This is a genomic window from Sphingomicrobium clamense (genome assembly GCF_019264355.1).
In the GTDB taxonomy this organism is placed as follows: domain Bacteria; phylum Pseudomonadota; class Alphaproteobacteria; order Sphingomonadales; family Sphingomonadaceae; genus Sphingomicrobium; species Sphingomicrobium clamense.
In genome coordinates this window covers 119,534-140,815 of the sequence record NZ_JAHVAH010000001.1, presented here as the reverse complement: position 1 = coordinate 140,815, position 21,282 = coordinate 119,534, and the positions used below count along the sequence as shown (strand labels likewise).

The 21,282-nt window shown below is 66.0% G+C and carries 21 protein-coding genes; 7 read left to right on the top strand and 14 right to left on the bottom strand.

Going from position 1 to position 21,282, the window contains the following annotated elements; genetic code table 11:
- Positions 1-4: 4 nt before the first annotated feature.
- The 6 genes from KTQ36_RS00655 to serS form a co-directional block, all read right to left on the bottom strand.
- Positions 5-376 (bottom strand): DUF2147 domain-containing protein, encoded by a 372-nt coding sequence (locus KTQ36_RS00655; RefSeq protein WP_218631866.1) that lies wholly within the window; start codon positions 374-376, stop codon positions 5-7.
- A 110-nt stretch (positions 377-486) separates the two neighbouring features.
- The gene (locus KTQ36_RS00650; protein WP_218631865.1) at positions 487-3,876 is read right to left on the bottom strand and encodes an error-prone DNA polymerase; all 3,390 of its coding nucleotides are present in this window, start codon (positions 3,874-3,876) and stop codon (positions 487-489) included.
- A 3-nt stretch (positions 3,877-3,879) separates the two neighbouring features.
- Complete coding sequence (locus KTQ36_RS00645; RefSeq protein WP_255553910.1) at positions 3,880-5,478, bottom strand: DUF6504 family protein; 1,599 nt, start codon at positions 5,476-5,478, stop codon at positions 3,880-3,882.
- Positions 5,396-5,986 (bottom strand): ImuA family protein, encoded by a 591-nt coding sequence (locus KTQ36_RS00640; RefSeq protein ID WP_218631864.1) that lies wholly within the window; start codon positions 5,984-5,986, stop codon positions 5,396-5,398. Before KTQ36_RS00640 ends, KTQ36_RS00645 begins: the two co-directional genes overlap by 83 nt.
- A gap of 310 nt (positions 5,987-6,296) precedes the next feature.
- Positions 6,297-7,043, bottom strand: coding sequence for an esterase/lipase family protein (locus KTQ36_RS00635; protein WP_218631863.1), 747 nt, complete (start codon positions 7,041-7,043; stop codon positions 6,297-6,299).
- A 79-nt stretch (positions 7,044-7,122) separates the two neighbouring features.
- Positions 7,123-8,373: a serine--tRNA ligase gene (gene serS / locus KTQ36_RS00630; RefSeq protein ID WP_218631862.1), complete on the bottom strand. Its 1,251-nt coding sequence runs from the start codon at positions 8,371-8,373 to the stop codon at positions 7,123-7,125.
- 112 nt (positions 8,374-8,485) lie between these two features.
- On the opposite strand from serS, the gene KTQ36_RS00625 reads away from it, so the two are divergent.
- The gene (locus tag KTQ36_RS00625) at positions 8,486-9,457 is read left to right on the top strand and encodes a DUF808 domain-containing protein (protein WP_218631861.1); all 972 of its coding nucleotides are present in this window, start codon (positions 8,486-8,488) and stop codon (positions 9,455-9,457) included.
- Entirely contained in the window at positions 9,454-9,813 is a 360-nt protein-coding gene (gene crcB / locus KTQ36_RS00620; protein ID WP_255553909.1) for a fluoride efflux transporter CrcB, read from the top strand. Before KTQ36_RS00625 ends, crcB begins: the two co-directional genes overlap by 4 nt.
- Before the next feature lie 79 nt (positions 9,814-9,892).
- On the opposite strand, the gene KTQ36_RS00615 is transcribed toward crcB, so the two are convergent.
- The gene (locus tag KTQ36_RS00615) at positions 9,893-10,666 is read right to left on the bottom strand and encodes a phenylalanine 4-monooxygenase (RefSeq protein WP_218631860.1); all 774 of its coding nucleotides are present in this window, start codon (positions 10,664-10,666) and stop codon (positions 9,893-9,895) included.
- A 440-nt stretch (positions 10,667-11,106) separates the two neighbouring features.
- Entirely contained in the window at positions 11,107-11,355 is a 249-nt protein-coding gene (locus KTQ36_RS00610; protein WP_218631859.1) for a 4a-hydroxytetrahydrobiopterin dehydratase, read from the bottom strand.
- An 81-nt stretch (positions 11,356-11,436) separates the two neighbouring features.
- Here KTQ36_RS00610 and pcaF point away from each other — a divergent pair, with 81 nt between their 5' ends.
- The 3 genes from pcaF to KTQ36_RS00595 are packed head-to-tail and all read left to right on the top strand — an operon-like array spanning position 11,437 to position 14,262.
- On the top strand, positions 11,437-12,651 hold the full coding sequence (gene pcaF, locus KTQ36_RS00605; protein WP_218631858.1) for a 3-oxoadipyl-CoA thiolase: 1,215 nt from the start codon (positions 11,437-11,439) through the stop codon (positions 12,649-12,651).
- Positions 12,641-13,081: a 1,2-phenylacetyl-CoA epoxidase subunit PaaD gene (gene paaD, locus KTQ36_RS00600; protein ID WP_218631857.1), complete on the top strand. Its 441-nt coding sequence runs from the start codon at positions 12,641-12,643 to the stop codon at positions 13,079-13,081. The genes pcaF and paaD overlap by 11 nt, the downstream gene beginning before the upstream one ends.
- The gene (locus tag KTQ36_RS00595) at positions 13,081-14,262 is read left to right on the top strand and encodes a cation:proton antiporter (RefSeq protein WP_218631856.1); all 1,182 of its coding nucleotides are present in this window, start codon (positions 13,081-13,083) and stop codon (positions 14,260-14,262) included. Before paaD ends, KTQ36_RS00595 begins: the two co-directional genes overlap by 1 nt.
- On the opposite strand, the gene KTQ36_RS00590 is transcribed toward KTQ36_RS00595, so the two are convergent.
- The 3 genes from KTQ36_RS00590 to KTQ36_RS00580 are packed head-to-tail and all read right to left on the bottom strand — an operon-like array spanning position 14,259 to position 17,745.
- Positions 14,259-15,257 (bottom strand): chorismate synthase, encoded by a 999-nt coding sequence (locus KTQ36_RS00590; RefSeq protein WP_218631855.1) that lies wholly within the window; start codon positions 15,255-15,257, stop codon positions 14,259-14,261. The genes KTQ36_RS00595 and KTQ36_RS00590 overlap by 4 nt on opposite strands.
- Positions 15,254-16,558 carry a 3-phosphoshikimate 1-carboxyvinyltransferase gene (aroA, locus tag KTQ36_RS00585; RefSeq protein ID WP_218631854.1) on the bottom strand — a complete coding sequence of 435 codons (1,305 nt, stop codon included), beginning with the start codon at positions 16,556-16,558 and terminating at the stop codon, positions 15,254-15,256. The genes KTQ36_RS00590 and aroA overlap by 4 nt, the downstream gene beginning before the upstream one ends.
- A complete protein-coding gene (locus tag KTQ36_RS00580) occupies positions 16,555-17,745 on the bottom strand; it encodes a 3-deoxy-7-phosphoheptulonate synthase (protein WP_255553908.1) in 1,191 nt (396 codons plus the stop codon). Before KTQ36_RS00580 ends, aroA begins: the two co-directional genes overlap by 4 nt.
- Positions 17,746-17,820: 75 nt before the next feature.
- Here KTQ36_RS00580 and KTQ36_RS00575 point away from each other — a divergent pair, with 75 nt between their 5' ends.
- Positions 17,821-18,720, top strand: coding sequence for a haloalkane dehalogenase (locus KTQ36_RS00575; protein WP_255553907.1), 900 nt, complete (start codon positions 17,821-17,823; stop codon positions 18,718-18,720).
- On the opposite strand, the gene KTQ36_RS00570 is transcribed toward KTQ36_RS00575, so the two are convergent.
- From KTQ36_RS00570 to KTQ36_RS00560, 3 genes are all read right to left on the bottom strand, one after another.
- Positions 18,704-19,216, bottom strand: coding sequence for a DUF2721 domain-containing protein (locus tag KTQ36_RS00570; RefSeq protein WP_218631851.1), 513 nt, complete (start codon positions 19,214-19,216; stop codon positions 18,704-18,706). The genes KTQ36_RS00575 and KTQ36_RS00570 overlap by 17 nt on opposite strands.
- Before the next feature lie 554 nt (positions 19,217-19,770).
- Positions 19,771-20,163: a hypothetical protein gene (locus KTQ36_RS00565; protein ID WP_218631850.1), complete on the bottom strand. Its 393-nt coding sequence runs from the start codon at positions 20,161-20,163 to the stop codon at positions 19,771-19,773.
- A gap of 152 nt (positions 20,164-20,315) precedes the next feature.
- On the bottom strand, positions 20,316-20,723 hold the full coding sequence (locus tag KTQ36_RS00560) for a hypothetical protein (protein ID WP_218631849.1): 408 nt from the start codon (positions 20,721-20,723) through the stop codon (positions 20,316-20,318).
- Between the two features lie 327 nt (positions 20,724-21,050).
- Here KTQ36_RS00560 and KTQ36_RS00555 point away from each other — a divergent pair, with 327 nt between their 5' ends.
- On the top strand, positions 21,051-21,236 hold the full coding sequence (locus KTQ36_RS00555) for a KOW motif-containing protein (RefSeq protein ID WP_218631848.1): 186 nt from the start codon (positions 21,051-21,053) through the stop codon (positions 21,234-21,236).
- Positions 21,237-21,282 lie beyond the last annotated feature (46 nt).

Genomic DNA, 21,282 nt, shown 5'->3' with positions numbered 1-21,282 from the left:
GCGCCTAGCGCCCCGTACGCACCCATTCGCGTTCGCGGCAGATGAGGCCGATCACCGCGCAGCCGCGCACCTTGATCCGTTGGTCGTTGATGACCGTGACGGTGCCTTTGACCGTCATGTCGCGGTCGGCGATGAACACGCGGCCCTTGTAACGGCCCGGCTTCTTGTCGGGGCGCAGGTCGCGGATCATCGTCAGGCCGAGCAGTTCGACGCCCGACCCCTTGCGGGCCTTGGCGCGCTGGCTTTCGCTGGCGTCGGTCACGGTCGCGCACCAGGCATCGGCGCACGGCCGGATCTCGACCTCCATATTGCCCTTGCGCCACTTGCCCTCGATCGGGGCAGGGTTGGCGGCCTGGGCAGGAACGATCGCCGTCATAGCCGCAAGGGCCAGGGCGCTGGGGATCGGACGCAACTTCATGAGTATGCATTATCACCGCCACGATGGCGCTCGCATGAACGCAATGTGGCGGGAATCGGACATTATTTTCAGTGGAAGTCGCGCGAATTGGGGATGCAGTGGACGTTGCGCGGGTGGATGCCGCTGGTCTGCGGCTTCCATGAGCCGCCCCCGTCGCCGCGCCCCTGGGTGGTCGGCATCAGGTCCTGCGAGAGATGCTGGAGCAGGTGCGTATCGTCCTCCAGCCGCGCGGCGATGACGTGGACCACCGCCTCGTCATGCTGGACGATGCCGGTCACGCGCATCAGCCGCGAACCCATCACGATCTTGCGCTGCGCGTCGAACACGTCGGGCCACACGACGAGGTTGGCGACCCCGCTTTCATCCTCCAGCGTGATGAAGCACACGCCCTTGGCGCTGCCCGGCCGCTGGCGAATGAGCACGAGCCCCGAAAGCGTCACCCGCCGCCCGTAGCGCATGTCGCGAAGGTCGCCAGCACGTACGCAGCCCATCGCCTCGTAATGGGGGCGCAGGAACTGCATCGGATGCGCCTTCAGCGATAGCCGCGTGGTCTGGTAGTCGTTCACCACCTGCTCGGACAGGCGCATGGTCGGGAGGCGCACCTGCTCGACCTCCCAGCCTTCGTCGCGCGCGTCTGCGGCGGCGAAGAGCGGCAGGTCGGGCGCGCCTTTCAGTGCCTTCGCATCCCACAGCGCAGCGCGCCGGTCGAGCTTCAGCGAACGGAACGCATCCGCCTCGGCCAGTCGCTCGATCGCCGCCACGCCCGCGCCCGATCGCCGCCGTACCTCCTCGACATCCCTGTAGGGTGTGTCGCCCCGCGCCGCGACGATCCGTGTCGCCGCATCGAGCCGCATCCCCTCGATACAGCGCAGCCCCAGCCGCAGCGCCATGCGGGGGCTGGGCGGCGGCAGGCTGTCGGGCGTCCAATCCTGCGCGGGCAAGGCGGTCGAGCCCCAGCTACGCCGCTGCGCCACCGGCTTCGCGTCGGTCGGCTCCAGCGTGCAGTCCCATTCGCTGTGATTGACGTCGACGGGGCGGATCTCGACCCCGTGCTCGCGCGCGTCGCGCACGATCTGCGCGGGGGCGTAGAAGCCCATCGGCTGGCTGTTGAGCAGCGCCGCCGCGAACGCCGCCGGGTAGCGCCATTTGAGCCAGCTCGAAATGTAGACGAGGTGCGCGAAGCTCGCCGCATGGCTTTCGGGAAAACCATATTCGCCAAAGCCGCGAATCTGGTGGAAGCAGCGCTCGGCAAATTCCTGGTCGTAGCCGCGCGTCACCATCCGCCCGACCATCTTGTCCTGCAACAGGTCGATTGTCCCGCGGCTGCGGAAGGTCGCCATCGCCTTCCTCAACTGGTTCGCCTCCGCGCTCGAAAACTTCGCCGCATCGAGCGCGATCTTCATCGCCTGTTCCTGGAAGACCGGGACGCCCAGCGTGCGTTTGAGGATCTTTTCCAGCTCGTCGGGCGGCCCATGCTCGGCGCCCGGGCGCGGATACTCCACCGGCTCCTTGCCGCTGCGGCGCTTCAGATAGGGGTGCACCATGTCGCCCTGGATTGGGCCGGGGCGCACGATCGCGACCTCGATGACAAGGTCGTAGAACTGGCGCGGCCGAAGGCGCGGGAGCATGTTCATCTGCGCGCGGCTCTCGACCTGGAACACGCCCAGCGAATCCCCTTCGCACAGCATGTCGTAGACCCCCGGTTCCTCGCGCGGGACGGTCGCCAGCGTCCAGCGCTCGCCATGGTGGTTTTCGATCAGATCGAACGCCTTGCGGCAGCAGGTCAGCATGCCCAGCGCAAGCACGTCGATCTTGAGAATGCCCAGTTCCTCGATATCGTCCTTGTCCCACTCGATGAAGCTGCGGTCGGTCATCGCGCCATTGCCCACGGGTACGGTCTCGACCAGCGGTTTCTCGGTAAGGATGAAGCCGCCGACATGCTGCGAGAGGTGGCGCGGCATGCCGATCAATTGCTCGGCAATCTTGAGCGTGCGGCGCAAATGCGGGTCGGCAAGGTCGAGGCCTGCCTCCTCGACGCGGTTCTCGCCCACTTCCTCGCCCCAGCTGCCCCACACCGTCCCCGCGATCGCGGCGGTGACGTCTTCGGACAGCCCCATGACTTTGCCAACCTCGCGGATCGCCATGCGCGGGCGGTAGTGGACGACGGTCGCGGCGATGCCGGCCCGTTCGCGGCCATATTTCTGGTAGATGTGCTGGATCACCTCCTCGCGCCGCTCATGCTCGAAATCGACGTCGATGTCGGGCGGCTCCTTGCGCTCTTCGGAGATGAAGCGCTCGAACAGCAGGTCGGTGGTCGACGGGTCGACGCTGGTGATGCCGAGGCAGTAGCAGACCGCGCTGTTTGCCGCCGACCCGCGCCCCTGGCACAGGATGGGCGGGTCGAGCGAGCGCGCGAAGGCGACGATGTCGTGGACGGTGAGGAAGTAGCGAGCGAAGTCGAGTTTCTCGATCAACCGCAATTCGTGGCGCAGCTGCGCGATGATCGTCTTGGGCACGCCCTTGGGCCAGCGCCGGCTCGACCCCGCCCAGGTCAGATGCTCGAGATGCTGCTGCGGGGTGCGCCCGCCGGGACAGGTCTCCTGCGGATATTCATATTTCAGCTCGTCGAGCGAGAAGTCGATCGCGTCGGCAAAGTCGCGCGTCGCGCGGATCGCGTGCGGCCATTTCTCGAACAAGGCGATCATCTCGTCCGGCGACTTCAGATGCCGCTCGGCATTGGCGTGCAATCGCCACCCGGCCTCGGCAATCGTGGTCTTGTGGCGGATGCAGGTCATCACGTCCTGGAGCGGTCGCCGCTCGGGCGCGTGATAATGGACGTCGTTGGTGGCGAGGATCGAAAGGCCCTGTCCACGCGCCAGCCGGTCGATCCGCTCGATCCGCGCGACATCGTCCCCGCGATAGAGATAGCTTGCCGCGACATGGCGCATGTTCGGCAGCGCGCGCACCAGTGCGGGCAGCATCTTCGCGAATTCGTCGAGGTCCTCATCGGGCATCGCGATGAAAGCGATGTCTTCGGCGAGCGCGGCAATCTCGGGCAGGCGGATGTCGCACTCGCCCTTGTCGCAGCGCATCTTGGCCTGGCTCAGCATGCGCGAGAGGTTGCCGTAGCCAGTGCGGGTGAGCGGGTAGGCGAGCAGCTCGGGCGCATCGACGGGATCGAGCCGACAACCGATCAGAGGCTTCATCCCCGCCGCCTTCGCCGCGCTGTGCACGCGCACCACGCCCGCCAGGCTGTTGCGGTCGGCGACCCCGATCGCGTCCATGCCCTTGTCCATGCCGGCCAGCACCAGCTCGATCGCGTCCGATGCGCCCTCGAGGAAGGAAAAGGGGGTGGCGACCGCCAGCTCGACATAGTCGGCGCGCGGAATGACCGGGGTCGGCATCCCGTCGGCAAGCATCAGCTTGCGCTTCGATGGTGGTCCGGGTTTGTCGGGCATGGCCTATCCAAACAGTCCGTGGATGTACCAGGTCGGATCGCCCCCGCGTCCGTCCCCGAACAGCCCCTCGCGATAGATCCAGTAGCGCCGCCCGCTTTTGTCCTCGACGCGATAATAGTCGCGTAGCCGCGCAGTGCCACGCTCGCGCCACCATTCGGGCGCGATCCGCTCGGGTCCCTCGACGCGCGCGATATCGTGCACTGCGCGGCGCCACATGAAGCGGCGGGGCAGCCCTTCGGGCGTGGCATAGATCACCGCGATCGCCTCGGGCGTGTCGAGCAGCCGTTCGGGGCGCGGGGCCTTGAGCGGTGGCTCTTCGACCTCCTGCGGGTCGGCGAGCGCCTGTCGCCAGCCGCTGGCATGTTCGGGCTTGTGGCTCGCAAAGGGTTGGGGACGGCAGACCCGCTCGGCACCCAGCTTGGCGGCGAGCCGGTCGGTCAGCTGCCCCACCGCGACGGCGGCCGGCTGCCCGCCCTCGAGCGTATCCTGCGCCGCGTCGAGCGGCTCGGTCCACAGCGCGGTCAGCGTCACCGCGTCGATCCCGTAGCCCGGGTCGAGCGCCTGCGCCTTTTCTGCCAACAACCGTATGAGATGCGTCAGGTCGCGCGTGGCGTAGGCGGTCGCGGCCTCGACCTGCGTCACGCTGCCGTCGACGCGATAGCCGCTCAGCACCAGCCGCCGCCCGCCCAGCCGCTTCGCTTCGAGCGTGCGCGCGAGGTCGGGGACCAGTTTCGCCAGCGCCTGCGGCCCGATCGCGGGGTCGGTCACCGGCTCGGCAAAGCGCATCATCGCGCGCGGTGGCGGCTCCAGCCGCGTGGGGGTGAGCGGTTCGGCACGGCGGCCGAGCATGCGGTCGAGCGCATCCAAGGGGTTGTCGCGCTCCCTGAACCGCCGTGCCAGCCCGCGGCGCGGGACGCCGGCAAGCGCGCCCAGCGTCTTGAGCCCCAACCGCTCCAGGGTGCGCGTGACCGTGTCGGGCAGGCGCAGCGCGGCCACCGGCAGCGGGGCGAGCAGTGCCGCCAGCCGCCCCTGCTGCGAGCGGCGTTCAAGCTTGTTACGGGGCGGGGATGCCAAGTCCAAAATTCCCCGCCCCGCATCCCCAGCGGGGGATCCGTATTTCGCCAACGCGAACGCGGCTGCAGGCGTCGGTGCCATCGCCACGCGCGCGGTGAGGCCAAGGCCTGCAAAGCGCCGCTCGATCTCGTCGAGCATTTTCCTCTCGCCCCCGAACAGATGCGCGACCCCGGTCGCGTCGAGCCGCAGCGCATCCTCGCCGTCGACCTCGACCTCGGGGCTCCACCGCCCGGCCCAGCGCGCCAGCCGTTCGATCAGCGCCGTGTCGCCCTGAAGGTCGCACGGCACGGCCTCGAGCGACGGGTCGAGCGCGCGCGCATCGGTCAGGCGTTGCCCGGAGCGCGCCCCGCCCTCGCTCGCCGCATCGCTCACCGCGTGGACGATCAGCCCGTGCGGCCCCTCGCGGGTCAGCGCGACGCGGCGCTCCATCGGCGGCGGCGCATCCTTATCCTGCTCGGCGGCGGCCTCTATCTTCGCCCAGCGTTCGATCGACAGGCGCGGCAACCAGATCGCGATCACCCTCTTCATGCGCCACCACCCACTGGCCCGGCGGAACGCCGCGCGCGCGAAACAGTTCGGCCTCCCACGCGGGCGGCCCCGGTGCCTTCGCATTGTAGGGATGGGCAAGACTCGGCGCGCTGGCCGCGCGCCAGCGAAAGCGCGCACCCGACAGGTTCGCGCCCGCCGCCCCGATCCGTACCAGATGACACGGCACGCCATGTGCCTCGGCCGCGAAGGCGAGGCGGCGCGTGGCGGTGAAGTCGAGCGCCTGCGGCTCGCCCCACAACTCGCCGATGACGGCGGCTAGCGCGCTGCATCGAAGCCCCTCCTCCATCGCCCACAGCGCCGATTTCGCATCGCGCGCCTCGACATGGACGAGGTCGATCGGCGGCAGGCCCGGCGGATGTACGCGTCCGGCTTCCAGGATCGCCATGCGTTCCTGCACCCACAGCACCGTTCCGTCCCGCGGCAGCGTCGCGAGCAGCAACCCGGCCCAGCCCGCATCGCGCGGATGGACGGCGAAAAGTTCGGACAAGGTTGGTCCGGCCGGGGCGGGAAGTCGGGAGGCCGCCCCGGCCGGACGCCCTCCGGGCGCGGCATGCGCTGTGGCATCGGGCGCGGGGACACGCGCTCCGTTCCGGCCCGGAAGGAGGGAAGAAGACCATGACCGACCGCCCGCGCCGACGCTCTTCGCGCCGCCCACGGTGCGGTCGCCGGCCGCAAGGATAGACCCTGTCGCCACACGACTCGCGATACTCTGTTCTAGTTTTGTTCTTATCCCGCGTTCACGCGATTCGAGTCAAGCGGGCGACTCGCATTTATCGAAAATTGCCGGAAGTCCGGGGCTAGTTGGGCTTCGATCCGTGGATCGGGCAGCAGCCCTCGCATTCCTCGACGAAGCCGCGCACCTGATGGCAGACCTGGCTCAGCGCGGGGCGGTAGAGCACGACGCCGATATGGTGCGTGTCGATCTCGATCGCGCGGTCGACCTCGTCCTTCGACCCGCGCGCGGCGTTGGGCGCGACGATCCCGTCCTCGCGCGACCAGAAGGCGAGGCTGGGTACGGGCGGCTTACCCTCGCCCGGCGGAAAGGGCGGCTGGTTGACGTCGTGGCCCGCAATCCGTTCGTAGAGGTGGCGCACGTTGGTGTTGGTCTTGAGATCGCCCGAGAAAGGCGACGCCAGCGTCACCACCGCGCGCACGCGGTCGGGCCGGTGATGCGCCAGTGCGCGCGCGAACAGCCCGCCGAGGCTCCAGCCGACGATCAGCACCTTGCGGTCGTCCTCGATCGCATCCAGCCGCTCGGACAACAGGTCGAGCGTTTCGGGTCGCGCCCCGCGATTGACGCCCATGCCCCACGGATGCGCGCGCCAGCCCGAGCGGGCGAAGGCGCGGCGCAATTCCATGGTCGAGCGGTCGCTGGCGAGAAAGCCGGGGATGACGAGCGCGGGCGGCCCTTCCTCGGGCCCGCGCGGATCGAGATGGCCAAGCCGGGCCAAAAGCCGCGGCATCTGCCACGCGACCAGCCGTGCGCGCCACCACATGGAGGGCGCGACATCGCCCGGATCGACCTCGCGATCAGGCGTCGGCAAAGGCTGTTTCGACCACTTCACACTCCCAATATGGGGGGAGTGTATGGCAACAACAAGACGGCTCTAAGGCGGTCCTCGCCTAGAGATATTCCCCGCCCATCAGCGCGGCGATGGCAGGCGGCAGCTTCACGCGCCCGTCGGCCTGCTGGTGGTTCTCGAGAAAGGGCACGAGAATGCGCGGGCTCGCCAGCGCCGTGTTGTTGAGTGTGTGCGCATGCACCACCTTGCCGTCGCTGTTGCGATAGCGAAGGTTCGCGCGCCGCGCCTGCCAGTCGTGCAGCGTCGAGCAGCTATGCGTCTCGCGATACTTGTCGAGGCTGGGCACCCAGCTCTCGATATCGTTCATGCGATACTTGCCCAGCCCCATGTCGCCGGTCGACGTCTCGATCACCTGGTAGGGAATTTCCATCGCCTGCAGCAGGCTTTCGGCCGCCGCGAGCAGCTTGGCGTGCCACTCGGCGCTCACCGCCTCATCCGCCTCGCAGATGACATATTGCTCGACCTTTACGAACTGGTGGACGCGCAGCAGCCCGCGCACGTCGCGCCCCGCGCTCCCCGCCTCGCGGCGGAAGCAGGGCGAATAGCCCGCATAGAGTACCGGTAGCTGGTCCGCCTCGAGGATCTCGCCCGAATGCAGCCCGGTCAGCACCACCTCGGCAGTGCCCGCCAGGAACAGGTCGTCCTTCTCCAGCTCGTACGTCTCTTCGCGATGCCCCGGAAACTGGCCCTGCCGCACGAACGCGTCTTCGCGCGCGATGGCGGGCACGGTGATCGGATCGAACCCGTTGCCCATGATCGTCTCGAGCGCCCACGCCATCAATTTCTGTTCGAGCAGCGCGAGGCGACCCTTGAGGCAGTAGGTGCGGCTCCCCGACACCTGCGTCACGCGTTGGAGGTCGGCCCAGCCGTTCATCTCCATCAGCTCGACATGATCGCGCGGCGTGAAGTCGAAGCTCGGCTTCTCCCCTTCCGTGCGAATGACGATATTGTCGTCCTCGCCCGGCCCTACCGGCGCGCCCTCATAAGGGATATTGGGGACGAGCAGCATCATGTCCTTCAGCTGCTGCTGCTTGTCGGCGATCCCGCTTTCCAGCTCGCCCGCACGCTTGCCTGCCTCCTTGGCTCGTCTGCCAAGCTCGGCCTTCTCCTCGGGCGCGGCGTCCTTGAACATGCCCGAAATTCGGTTGCGCTCGGCGCGCAACGCCTCGATCTCCTGCTTCGCGCCCTTCACTTCCTCTTCGAGGGCAAGCAGCGCGTCGAGATCGAGCTCGACATTTTTGTCGGCAATGGCCTTTTTCACCGTGTCGGTGTGGGCCTTGATGAAATCCATGGACAGCATGGAAGCCCGACTAGCCGCTGGTGCGGATAAATCCAAGCGGCACGATTTGAACCGCGAAGCGTCTTATGCTTGAGACAAGGACCACACGGACAGGGGAAACGACTTGCCTTCAGGACTGATCGCGCTGCTCGACGACGTTGCGCTCATCGCAAAGACTGCCAGCGCGTCGATCGACGACGTCGCCGCCGCCGCGGGGCGCGCCGGGTCGAAGACGGCGGGCGTCATCATCGACGATGCCGCGGTCACGCCCAGCTACGTCACCGGGCTCGATCCGAGCCGCGAGCTGCCGATCATCTGGAAGATCACCAAGGGCAGCCTGAAGAACAAGCTGATCTTCCTGCTGCCCGCCGCGCTACTGCTCAGCCAGTTCGCGCCATGGCTGATCTATCCCATCCTGATGCTTGGCGGTTCCTACCTCGCCTTCGAGGCGGTGGAGAAGATTCTCGAGAAAATCACCGGCGATCATCACGGCGAAAAGACGCTGATACAGGCCGACACGCCCGCCGAACTCGAGGCGAGGCAGGTGTCGGGCGCGGTCCGCACTGACTTCATCCTGTCGGCCGAAATCATGGCGATCACGCTCAACGAACTAACCAGCCAGGGGCTTGTCGAGGGCATCTGGATGCAGGCGGGCGCGCTCGCCATCGTCGCGGTCGCCGTCACGCTGATCGTCTACGGCTCGGTCGGGCTGATCGTGAAGCTCGACGATATCGGGCTGCACATGGCCAAGGGCGAGGGCGGCTCGGCCGCCTTCGGACGCAGGCTCGTCGCCTTCGTCCCGAAGCTGCTCAAGTTCCTCAGCGTCGTCGGCACCGCCGCCATGCTCTGGGTCGGCGGCTCGATCATCCTCCACGGCTTCCACGAGCTTCACTTCCTCGAATTCGTCTATGATTGGGTCCATGCCGCCGCCGACGCCATCGCGGGCGAGAATGCGGTCGGTCAGTGGATCGTCAACACGCTAGGCGCGGCCATCGTCGGCTTCATCTGGGGCTTCATTATCGTGCAGGTCGTCACCCGCACCTTCGGCCACCACCCGCTCCATGGCGGCGGCGAACCGGTCAAGGACGCGCATTGATCCACGCGCTGATGGTGTTCCTCGGCGGCGGGCTCGGCGCGCTGCTTCGCTGGGGCGTCGGCAAGTGGACGCTGGCCTGGTTCGGGAGTGGCTTTCCCATCGGCACGCTGGCGGTGAATATCGTCGGCGGCCTTGTCATCGGTCTTGCCATCGGCGCGCTCGAAGGCGTCGGCCAGCCGGCCAAGCTTTTCTTCATCACCGGGCTGCTCGGCGGCTTTACCACCTTCAGCGCCTTCAGCCTCGATGCGCTCGCGCTCTGGCAGCGCGGCGAAACGGCGACCGCGGCCCTCTACGTCGTCGCGTCGGTGCTGCTGTCGCTCGCCGCCTGCGCGGGCGGCTACCTGCTCTCCAGATAGGGAACGCCCCGCCACCCCGGAGAGGAAATGGGGCGACGGGGCGCGTGCGGCCCAGCGGGGGCGGGCCGCGGGGGAAGCTCTAGGCGGCCAGTTTCACCAGCCCCTCGATCGACAGTGATTCGAGCTGCTCGGTAGCGGCCTCGAGCGAGTCCGAGACGAAGTAGAGCGGCTGGAACGTGTCGTTGCGGTAGGCAGTGTCGGCGGCATGATCGACCGTGAAGCGCGGACGCGGCACGTCGCCTTCCAGCGCATGGGTCGCTTCGCCGAAGCTCGAGGCCAGCCCCGCACCGAGGATCCGCGTCTGCCCGTTTTCCTGCGCTAGCCCGAACTCGATCGTATGCCAGTAGAGCCGGCTGATCGTCTCGCCATGGCCGGCCGCGCAGGCCGCGACGCCGAGATGGCCGAGCGCCTCCATCAGCCGCGCGACCGGCTGGTAGGCGAGCAGCGGCACGTGTCCGAAGATGTCGTGGAAGCAGTCGGGCTCTTCCAGGTAATCGAGATGCTGCCCGTCGCGGATGAAGTTTCCGATCGGGAAGACGCGGTCGGCGAGCATCGCGAAGAAGGCGTCGTCGGGGACGATCCCCTCGACCGACACCAGCCGCCAACCGGTGATCGCCTCCAGCTTGCCCGAGAGCATCTTGAGCTTGGGGATCATCGGCGCCTGCATGTCGAGCCGGCGCAGCCCGGTGAAGAAGGGGGAGACAACCTTGCCCTCGAGATGCGCGACCTGCCGCGCATAGAGGCGGTTCCACGTGTCATGATCGCGCGGGGTGAAGCGTGACCAGTTTTCAGCGACGAGATAGCGCTGCCAGTCGGCCTTCTCGGTCGCGGCGGCGATACGGGGCTGGAACATCGTGACTTCCTTCTTGCAAACAATAAAAAACCCGCCGGGCGGTGGCCGGGCGGGCGATGGTTTCGTGTTGGTTCTAGCTAACTAGTCTAACGCGTCTCCACCGCCCCGATTTTGCACGTGCGACGATACATCGGCATGCCGAAAGCAGCCGAAATCGCGAGACGTACAAGGGCGGTCGAGCGAGTCATTGCACTGCACAATAGGCGAAAATCGACCTGAAGCAAGCGTGAATGTCGCACAGGCGACCTATCGGCGGTCGCGATCCTCGACAAACTTGTTCCACAGTTGGTCGCAGTAAGCGACGCCAAGGGCGGCAAACCACAAGATGCCGCCAAGTTGGGCAATCTCGCTGATCGACAGCGCGAAAAGTGCACCGCCGAGGACTGCGCCAACCAGCGCTTGAAGCCCAGTCCGGAAGAAAAGGCGCACCGATGAATGCATCAACGAAGACTATCGATGATCTTGGCCAGCTTTACGTCGCGCTCGGTCACGCCGCCCGCATCGTGGCTGGTCAGGCGGAATTTGACCTTATTCCACACGCTCGTGAATTCGGGATGGTGGTCGGCTTTCTCCGCCTCCATCGCCACGCGGGTGAGGAAGGCGAAGGCTTCCGAGAAGTCGGCAAATTCGTAAGTGCGCAGGAGCGCCTTGCCGTCGTCGCTGTGGCTCCAGCCTGAGGGAATATCCATGCCGCCCAGCCTAGGGCCAAGGCCCGCCCTTGCAAAGCGCCTGAGTTCGTCGCAGGACCGGCGCGAATAGAGGAGACTTCCATGCCCGAGCTTCGCGACGCCTATATCTGCGATGCGATCCGCACCCCGATCGGCCGTTTCGGCGGCGCGCTGTCCAAGGTCCGCGCCGACGATCTCGCCGCGATCCCGCTGGCCGCGCTGAAAGAGCGCAATCCGGGAATCGACTGGAACCAATGCGACGATATCATGATGGGCTGTGCGAACCAGGCAGGTGAGGACAACCGCAACGTCGCGCGCATGGCGGCATTGCTGGCGGGGCTGGGCGACGCGGTGCCCGGGACGACGGTCAACCGCCTGTGCGGCTCAGGGCTCGATTGCGTCGCGATGGCCGCGCGCGCGATCAAGGCGGGCGAGGCCGACTTCATGATCGCGGGCGGAGTCGAGAGTATGACTCGCGCGCCCTTCGTCATGCCCAAGGCCGATGCCGCCTTCTCGCGCGACAATGCGGTCTACGACACCACCATCGGCTGGCGCTTCGTCAATAAGCGGCTCCAGGCCGAATATGGCATCGACTCGATGCCCGAGACTGCGGAGAACGTCGCCGAGGAATATGGCATCAGCCGCGAGGACCAGGACAGGATGGCACACGAGAGCCAGGTCCGCGCCGCCCGCGCGCAGGAAAGCGGACGCCTCGCCGCCGAACTCGTCTCGGTCGCCGTGCCGCAGCGCAAGGGCGACCCCGTCATCGTCGACGCCGACGAGCATCCCCGCCTGTCCTCGCTCGAGGTGCTCGCGGGCCTGCGCCCCATCGTCAAACCCGACGGCACCGTCACTGCAGGCAATGCCAGCGGCGTCAATGACGGCGCCGCTGCGCTCATCGTCGCTTCGGCCGAAGCGGTCGAGAAATTCGGCCTCACCCCCCGCGCCAAGGTGCTGGGCGGCGCGACCGCGGGCGTCCCGCCGCGCATCATGGGCATCGGCCCCGCGCCCGCCTCGGCCAAGCTGATGGAGCGGCTCGGCCTCCACATCACCGACTTCGACATCGTCGAGCTCAACGAGGCGTTCGCCGCGCAGGGCCTTGCCGTGCTGCGCGAGCTCGGGCTCCCCGACGATGCCGAGCACGTCAACCCCAACGGCGGCGCGATCGCGCTCGGCCATCCGCTCGGCATGAGCGGCGCGCGCCTCGCGCTGACCGCGACCGAGGAGCTCACCCGCACCGGCGGCAAGCGCGCGCTCGCGACCATGTGCATCGGCGTGGGGCAGGGCATCGCGCTGGCGATCGAGCGTGTCGACTGAGCAGGCCATCCGCGAGGTGCTTGCCGGGGTCCCCGATCCCGAGATTCCGGCCGTGTCGGTCATGGACCTCGGCATCGTGCGCGAGGTCAGCGCCGACGTCGTGGTCATCACGCCGACCTATTCGGGCTGCCCCGCCACCGTCGCGATCGAGCAGTCGATCCGCGAAGCGCTCGACGCCAACGGCTTTCGCAATGTTCCGATCGAGACCCGCCTCTTCCCGCCTTGGTCGACCGACATGATCACGGAGGCGGGCAAGGCCAAGCTCAAGGCCTACGGAATCGCCCCGCCCGACCCGGGCAAGGACGTCGAATGCCCGCAATGTGGTTCGCTAGACACAAAAGAAATTAGCCGCTTCGGTTCAACGCCATGCAAGTCGCAGTGGCAGTGTAACGCCTGTCTCGAGCCCTTTGACCGGTTCAAGTGCCATTGATGACGGCTTACGCGCCCTTCCTCCTCGCCTTGCTCATCATCTTCACGCTGCCCTGGCTCGCGTGGCGACTGATTGGCGGCGACCGCGTCGCGCCATTGGTCGTGGTCCAGATCATGGCCGGCATCCTGCTCGGCCCCGCGCTGGTTGGTGCGCTCGTCCCCACCGCCTATGACGCGATCTTCACCCCGCGCACCCTTGACCAGCTGTTCGGGCTCGCCGCCTGGGCGGTGATGCTGTTCGTGTTCGTCGCCGGGATCGAGGTCGACATCGGCCACGCCTGGCGCGAACGCAAGGACGCGCTGACGACCTCGGGCCTCGCGCTCCTCGCCCCGCTCGCCCTCGGGGCGGTCGCCGGCCTCATCCTCCTGACCGACAATCGCTGGATCGGACCCGAGGGCGCGCCCTGGCAGTTCGTCGCGGGCATCGGCATGGCTTGCGCGGTCACCGCGCTCCCCATCCTCGTCCTCTTTCTCGAGCGCCTCGAGATCCTGCGCACCGCGCTCGGCCAGCGCATCCTGCGCTACGCCAGCCTCGACGATATCGCCGTCTGGGGGGTGCTCGCGCTGATCCTGCTCGATACGGCCCGCCTCGGAAAGCAGGCCGTGTTCGTCGTTGCCTTCGCCATCCTCGCAATCCTCACCCGCAAACTCTTCGCACGCCTCAAGGGCGGCGATCTTTGGGCGCTGTCGCTCGGCTGGCTATTGCTGGTGGCCTTCGCCGCCGACTGGGCAGGGCTCCATTTCATGGTCGGCGCCTTCCTCGCCGGCGCCGTGCTCGACGCTCACTGGTTCGGGCTCGAGCGGCTCGACCAGTTTCGCGACCGGGTGCTCCTGCTCCTGATGCCCGTTTTCTTCCTGTCGACCGGCCTCAGGACGCGTTGGGACATGGGTGGGCTCGACGTGCTCGGCGCGGCGCTCCTCCTCCTGCTGGCGGCGGTTGCGGGCAAGCTGATCGGCACCAAACTCGCCGGTCACTTGCTCGGCTGGCCCAAGGGTCAGGCTCGGCTCGTCGGCTGGCTGCTCCAGACCAAGGCGCTGATCATGATCATCTTCGCCAACATCCTCTTGGACGAAGGCGTGATCAGCGCGACCAGCTTCACCGCATTGGTCCTGATGGCAGTCTTCTCGACACTGCTGACGATGCCGATGGCGCGGCGGATTTTGAGGAAGGACGCGGCCTAGCCGCACTGCCCCCGGTGCAACTGCTTGGCGTCGGCCAGCACCAGCGCCATCATCGCTTCCATCACCGGCGCACCACGAATCCCCACGCAGGGGTCGTGCCGCCCACGAGTCGAAGCCTCGACCTCTTCGCCCGCGGCATTCACCGACGCGATGGGTTTGCGGATCGAGCTCGTCGGCTTGAAGCTGGCGCGCACTACGATTGGCTGCCCGGTCGAAATGCCCCCCGCGATGCCGCCCGAATGATTGGCGTCGAAGGTCGGGCCGTCTTCACCCGCGCGCATCGCGTCGGCATTCTCGCTACCCTTGAGATCGGCGGCGCCCAGCCCTTCGCCAATCTCTACGCCCTTGACTGCCGGGATCGACATCATCGCCCCCGCCAGCACCGCGTCGAGCTTGGCATAGACCGGCGCGCCCCAGCCTGCCGGGACTCCGCTAGCCGAACATTCGACCAGCGCGCCCAGACTGTCACCCTCGCTGCGCGCCGCATCGAGCATCGCTTCCCACTTGGACGCATCGGTCTCGCCGCCGATCGCGTCGACGCGCGAGGAAATCTCGATACCTTCCAGCACCAGACGCGCCACCGCGCCGCCCGCCACCCGCATCGCCGTCTCGCGTGCGCTCGCGCGGCCGCCGCCACGCGGATCGCGAATGCCGTATTTGGCGTCATAGCTGTAATCGGCATGGCCCGGCCGATAGGGCGCGTCCTTGGAATAATCCTTCGAGCGCGCATCGACATTCTCGATCATCATCCCGATCGGCGTGCCGGTCGTCTTGCCCTCATAGACGCCCGACAGGATGCGCACTTGGTCGGGCTCCTGCCGCGGGGAGACATTCCTGCCCGTGCCGGGGCGACGCTGGTCGAGGAAGCGCTGCACGAAGGCTTCGTCCAGTTCGAGCCCAGGCGGGCAGCCGTCGACCATGCAGCCGATCGCGGGCCCATGGCTCTCGCCCCAGGTCGATAGCCGGAACAGGGTCCCGAAACTGTTCACGCTCATAGGGCGTCCTCCAGATTGGCGCCAAGGCTCCGCATGACTTCTACGAAGTCGGGGAAGGAAGTGGCAATCGGGGTGATATCGTCGACCGTGATCGCTTGCTTGGTGCCTAGCCCCATGGTCAGGAAAGCCATCGCGATGCGGTGATCGTGCCCGACCATGATCCGACCGCCCCCGCGCACCGCGCCCCGTCCGAGCACGCGCAGGTCGTCGCCGTCGGGAAAAACGCTCACCCCGTTGGCCGCCAGCCCCGCGATCACCGCGCCCAGCCGGTCGCTTTCCTTGACCCGTAGCTCGCCGAGACCTTCGAGCAGGCTCTCGCCGTCCGCGAACGCCGCGACGATTGCCAGCAGAGGGAGCTCGTCGATGGTCGCCGGCACCTTGTCGCGATGCCATTCGATCGGCTGGAGCGTGCGCGTTCGGCTGACCGTCACATCGGCAACCGGCTCGCCCGCCCAATCGCGCGGATTGGCGAATTCGACCGTGCAGCCCATCGCGTCGAGCGCCTCGAGAAAGCCGGTCCGCGTCGCGTTGACGTTGAGGTCGGTGACGGTGACGGTCCCACCCGTGATCGCCGCACCTGCGAACAGGAACGCCGCAGAGGATGGATCGCCCGAAACGATGACGTCGGTCGCGGTCAGCGCGCGCGCGTCGCCCAGCGACACCGCATGCCCGTCGACGATTTCCTCGACCGACCCTTCGACCCCGAACTGCGCCAGCATGACTTCGCTATGATCGCGGCTGGCAAATGGCTCGACCACACGCACCGGCCCGCTGCTGCGCAGTCCGGCCAGCAGGATCGCGGTCTTCACCTGCGCCGAGGCGACCGGCTGCAAGAAATCGATCCCGCCCAGCGTCGCGCCGGTGAGGGTGATCGGTAGCGTATCGCCGCCATCGAACGACGCGCCCATGCGCGAGAGTGGATCGATCACCCGCCGCATCGGCCGCCGCGACAGGCTTTCGTCACCGACGAACGTCGCCTTTAGCCCTTCAAATCCTGCCGCCGCGCCCATCAGCAGCCGGGCCGACGTCCCGCTATTGCCGCAATCGATGTCGCCTGGCGGCGACGTCCATTCGCAGCCGGTGACCAGCCAGTCGTCGCCATCCGCCTCGACGGTCGCGCCGAGCGCTTCGACGGCCTTGCGGGTCGATGCCACGTCCTCGCCGCTCGGAAGCCGCGAAATCCGGCTGGTGCCCTGCGCCAGTGCAGCAAGGATCAGCGCCCGATGCGCGATCGACTTGTCGCCGGGCACGCTGGCCGTGCCGCCATATTCGGGCGACGCCGCCCCCCTCATGGCGCTCATGCGAGCCCCGCGATGAAACTGGCGAGCGCGGTGGCCTGGCCCGGGTTGAGACGGGGGTCGCAGGCGGTGCGATAGGCGCGGTCGAGATCGCTCGGGTCGGTCGGCCCGCTTCCGCCCAGGCACTCGGTCACGTCGTCGGGGCTCATTTCCAGATGCACGCCACTGGCATGCACGCCTTGTGCCCGCGCGATCGCGAAGAAAGCGGCGATATCGCGTTCGATCGCATCGACGCGCCGGACCTTGCGTCCTTCGATCGTCTCGGTGTTGCCGTGCATCGGATCGACACTCCACGCGGCGTTGAGGCCTGCGGCTTGGGTCGCTTGCATCAGCGCAGGCAGCTCGGCTTCGATTCTCTTCGCCCCGAAGCGCGCGATCAGCAGCAGCTTGCCCGCGCGGTTTCGCGGGTCGAGCCGCTCGGCGAGCGCCAGCACCTGGTCGGCGTCCATGCCCGGCCCGACCTTGACGCCCACGACATTTTCGATGCCCGACAGATAGTCGACATGCGCGCCATCGAGATCGTTGGTGCGATAGCCGAGCCACAGCATATGGCCCGAGGTCGCCCACCAGCGCCCGTCCTCGTCCTGCCGCGTCAGCGCTTCCTCGTAAGGGAGCAACAGGCCCTCGTGACTGGTATAGACCGGGTCGCGTCCGCCCCGCGCTGCCTTAAGCGTCGCCACCGTCCCGACCGACTGCAAATGCGCGCGCAGCATGCGCTGCGGATCGGCGCGGCGTTCCTCGCCCGAAAAGCCGATGCCATTGATGATATCGCCGCGATAGGCGGGCAGTTCGACCGGCCCGCGCGCCTCGGTCGCGGCCGAGCGTGGCTTGGCAAATTGTCCGCCTATCCGTGCGACGTGAAGAATGGGGAGGCCTAGTCCGTCCGACAGCACGCCGTCCATCGCGTCGAACAGGCCCGACAGCCGCGCCACACGATCGGCAACCGCGTCGTTGAAGCTTTCCGCGCAGTCGCCGCCCTGCAGCAGGTATGCTTCGCCCTTCGCGACCTTCGCCATCTCTTCGCGCAGCCTCGCGCATCCCGCAGGCGTCACGACGGGCGCGGCGGCGGCGAGCTGCTCTTCGACCGCCAGCAACAATGCGGGATCGTCATAATGCGGCATCTGCCGGGCGTCGCGCTGGCGCCAGCGCGAGGGGCTCCAGGTGGCCGGGGAGGGGAAGGCGTGGTTCATTCGCTTCGCGCTCTAGCCCAGCTTTGCGTGAAAATCGAATGGGCTTTGGACGGTGATGGGCGTAGGCTCGCGCCCTTGGATATCTTGCGCACCCCCGACGACCGTTTCGCCGACCTGCCCGACTATCCCTTCGCGCCCCATTATCTCGACATCGACATTGGCGACGGGCTGACCGCGCGCCAGCATTATGTCGACGAGGGACCGCGCGACGGCCCGGTCATCCTGCTGCTCCATGGCGAACCGAGCTGGTCCTTCCTCTACCGCCACATGATCGGCCCGCTAGCCGAGGCGGGATGCCGCGTCCTCGCGCCCGACCTCATCGGGTTCGGCAAGTCGGACAAGCCCGCCGACATCGATTTCTACACCTACGCGCGCCACGCCGACTGGCTGCGCCAGTTTCTCGACGCGCTCGATGTTCGCGATATCGGCCTGTTCTGCCAGGACTGGGGCGGGCTGCTCGGGTTGCGGCTCGCAGGGCTCGATCCCGACCGCTTCGCATTCATCGTCGCGTCCAACACCTTCCTGCCCGTCGGCAAGGGAAAACCCGCCGACGCTTTTCTCGCCTGGCGCGAATTTGCGCGCACCAGCCCCGACTTTCGCATAGGACCTCTCCTACAGCGCGCGACCGTCAATCAGCTAACCGACGCTGAGACCGCCGCCTACGACGCGCCCTTCCCCGACGAAGCGCACAAGGCCGCCGCCCGCGCCTTCCCCGCGCTCGTCCCGATCAGCGAAGACGACCCCGGCGCCATCGACAATGTGAAGGCATGGCAAGGCCTCGCCCGCTTCGATCGCCCCTTCCTCACCCTCTTCACCGACCAGGACCCGATCACTAAAGGCGGCGACTCCTTCTTCCAGAAGGCAGTGCCCGGCGCGAAAGGCCAGCCGCACCGCATCGTCGAAGGCGGCGGCCATTTCTGTCAGGAGGATGTGCCGGAGGTCTTCGTCGACGCGCTGCTCAGTCTTCGGCGCTAGCTTCCTGCTCGCGGATTTTCTCGGCGAGCTTGCGGCGTTCGCGAATGGTGCTGGTCGCCAGCTGCGTCTCGCGCAGGAAGTAGAAGAGCGAGCCGAACACCAGCGCCATGGATGAGATCCAGAGGATGGCAACGACTGTCCCGATCGCCGGGCGAATGAATGCCGAGATAAACAAGAGCGCGACCACGACGCAGATCGTCAGCGCCGCGGCTGTCGCGAGGTTGATCGCGACCTGCGCATAATGCTGCCGGCGGTGGAGCGCGGGCAGTTCGTCGACTTCGCGGCTCACATGCCCGCCTTCCTCGCGCCGTTCGAGCCGTTCGACGCGGTCGACGATCCAGATCAGCCGCGCGTTCATGACGTTCAGAATCGCGCCGATCGCAGCGAGCAGGAAGACCGGGGCGAGGCTCAACTGCACGATACCCTGTACCCGCGCCGTCGACGCGGTCCGCGTGAGGAGGTCGGTGGCAATGCCGGACAAGGTCGGTTCGGTCATCAGTCCCCCCTATTGGAAATGGCGGAGCGGGTGTCTGCCCCTATTTCAGCCTATTTAATTGTTTTATTGAGATAAAAAGAAACTGACTTGTCAGCTTTCCCACATTCCTTACCACAACAAGCTCGCTTCACTTGAGCGGTGGGATGTCCGCTTTCATCGTCATAGCGATTTGCCCCCCATGTCCGCAATGGGGTGGGAAGCGGACACCGCATTTGGTCAGAGGAAATGCCGCTCCCTCCAGTTTCAGACTGCAGTCATCGCTGAAACCATCCGATGATCGCGACGATCGCTGCCACTGCACAAATCGCTGCACCCATCAGGTATAATCCTTCACTGAGTTGGCCGAAACGAAAGCGTGTGTTTCCGTCGTTCAGGTGCCGGTCGTTAAGATAGTACCAGGCTGACCAAGCAACTGCCGCACTCGCAATGACAGCGATCCCTGCGAGAGAAAGTAAGTAGCTAAGGTCTCGCATGGCCGCGTCCCCAATCTATCTATTTGGTTGTTGGAAGTTTTCTCAGAGAGAAACGACGAGCAATCGACGCGAATGGCGGGCTCAGTATCGCCGAGTATAGGCCACAGCAACCGAAAGATTATCGAACTGGTTCTGACCGACAAAAAACTGACCGGCGGACATAACGATAAAATCCGATGATGGCCTCGGCACACCGCGCCGGGCCAATGCGCCGCCTTCGTTCTCCCATTCGTTTAGCCTGCCGCGAGGTTGGGCAGCGATAGATCCGCTGTGCATCATGGTCGTGTTGCCGAGCGGTGTCGTCCCTTCTGGCAAGCCGTGCGGCTGGACCCCGTTTGCCTCACGCCATTCCATTAGTTGGCTCGCTGCAATCACCGCGTCGGCCCAGTGCACTTCGCGCTCTTCAGCAGGGCTGGAATGCTGATATCGCAGCAATGCCTTTTGATGGTCGTAGAGCAATTCATTGATGGTCATCGAAACCCCTCCTCGGGAGTCGGGTGCGAAATGCAACAGAGACGCAGGGTACGTTCTCTCTTGCTTGCAGCGCGGTCTTGAAGAACGCGGTCCGTCCGACAACGCGACGATGTCGGACGGATCCATACTAACGTCTAACTATCTGTCGAACTCTATTCATCCTCCGGACCCGAATCTTCATGTGCCGATGGCCCTGATCTTACCGCAGCGTAATTTTCCTCAGCACGCCGCATGCTCTCGTATCCATTCGCGATGCGTTGTTCGGCAGTCGCCCTCTCCGCTTCAGCAATCCTCAACTTGTCGTCCGCTGATGAAAGCGCCTCGAGGGCGTCCTCCCTTTGTTTTCGTGCGCTCTTGATGGTCTTGTCGCTTTTCTCGATTGTTCGCTCGCCCTGCTCGACGTCACTTTGGCCTGCGGACCATGCGTCGCCATATTCACTGATTTGGCTGCCTCGCTCAGAAATGCGCTCGCCTGTATCCTGCGGCGTGTTGGAGCCAACACATCCGCCAAGAGCGAAGGTGTAAACTGCCGCAACGGCTAATGCCTGCAGTCTTGTCATAGGAAGTCCCCTTTGCACGTACGGCAGCGAGCCAGATGCAGGCCCGTTGCAACTAGAAGGCGTAACTGAAGGAGAGGGCTCCCAACGGAGGAAGCAGTGACCGTCGATTGCGACTGGTAGCTAATAACTACATGGTGACTGAGTGTCTGATTTTCAAGTGCAGCAAAGGATCAACAGCGCCGAGACGACTGTCGTCCGCAATGGGGTCGTTCGCTGCCTGGTCGCTTTCGGGGTAGTTTGCGGACCTTCAATGCAATCTAATGTTCTCCGTGCTAGCTATTTTGCATCAGCAAAGACCAAATCAATTCATTGCGTGAGGAGGATTTCATGCCCGAGGAGCAGACGCAGGTCGTGAATGGCGACAAATGCAAGGTCAGTGCCGGAGTCCACAAAGGCAAGACAGGACTGGTGGAGGACCTTAATCGCAGCAAGGGGGGTAATCTGACGATTACCGTTCGTCAGGACGATGGCACTCGCTTCAAAACTCTTGCGCGAAGCGTTGAGAAAATCTGAATTGCTTAGGTCCGCAATTGGGTCGTTTCCGGACGGTCGAAAAAAG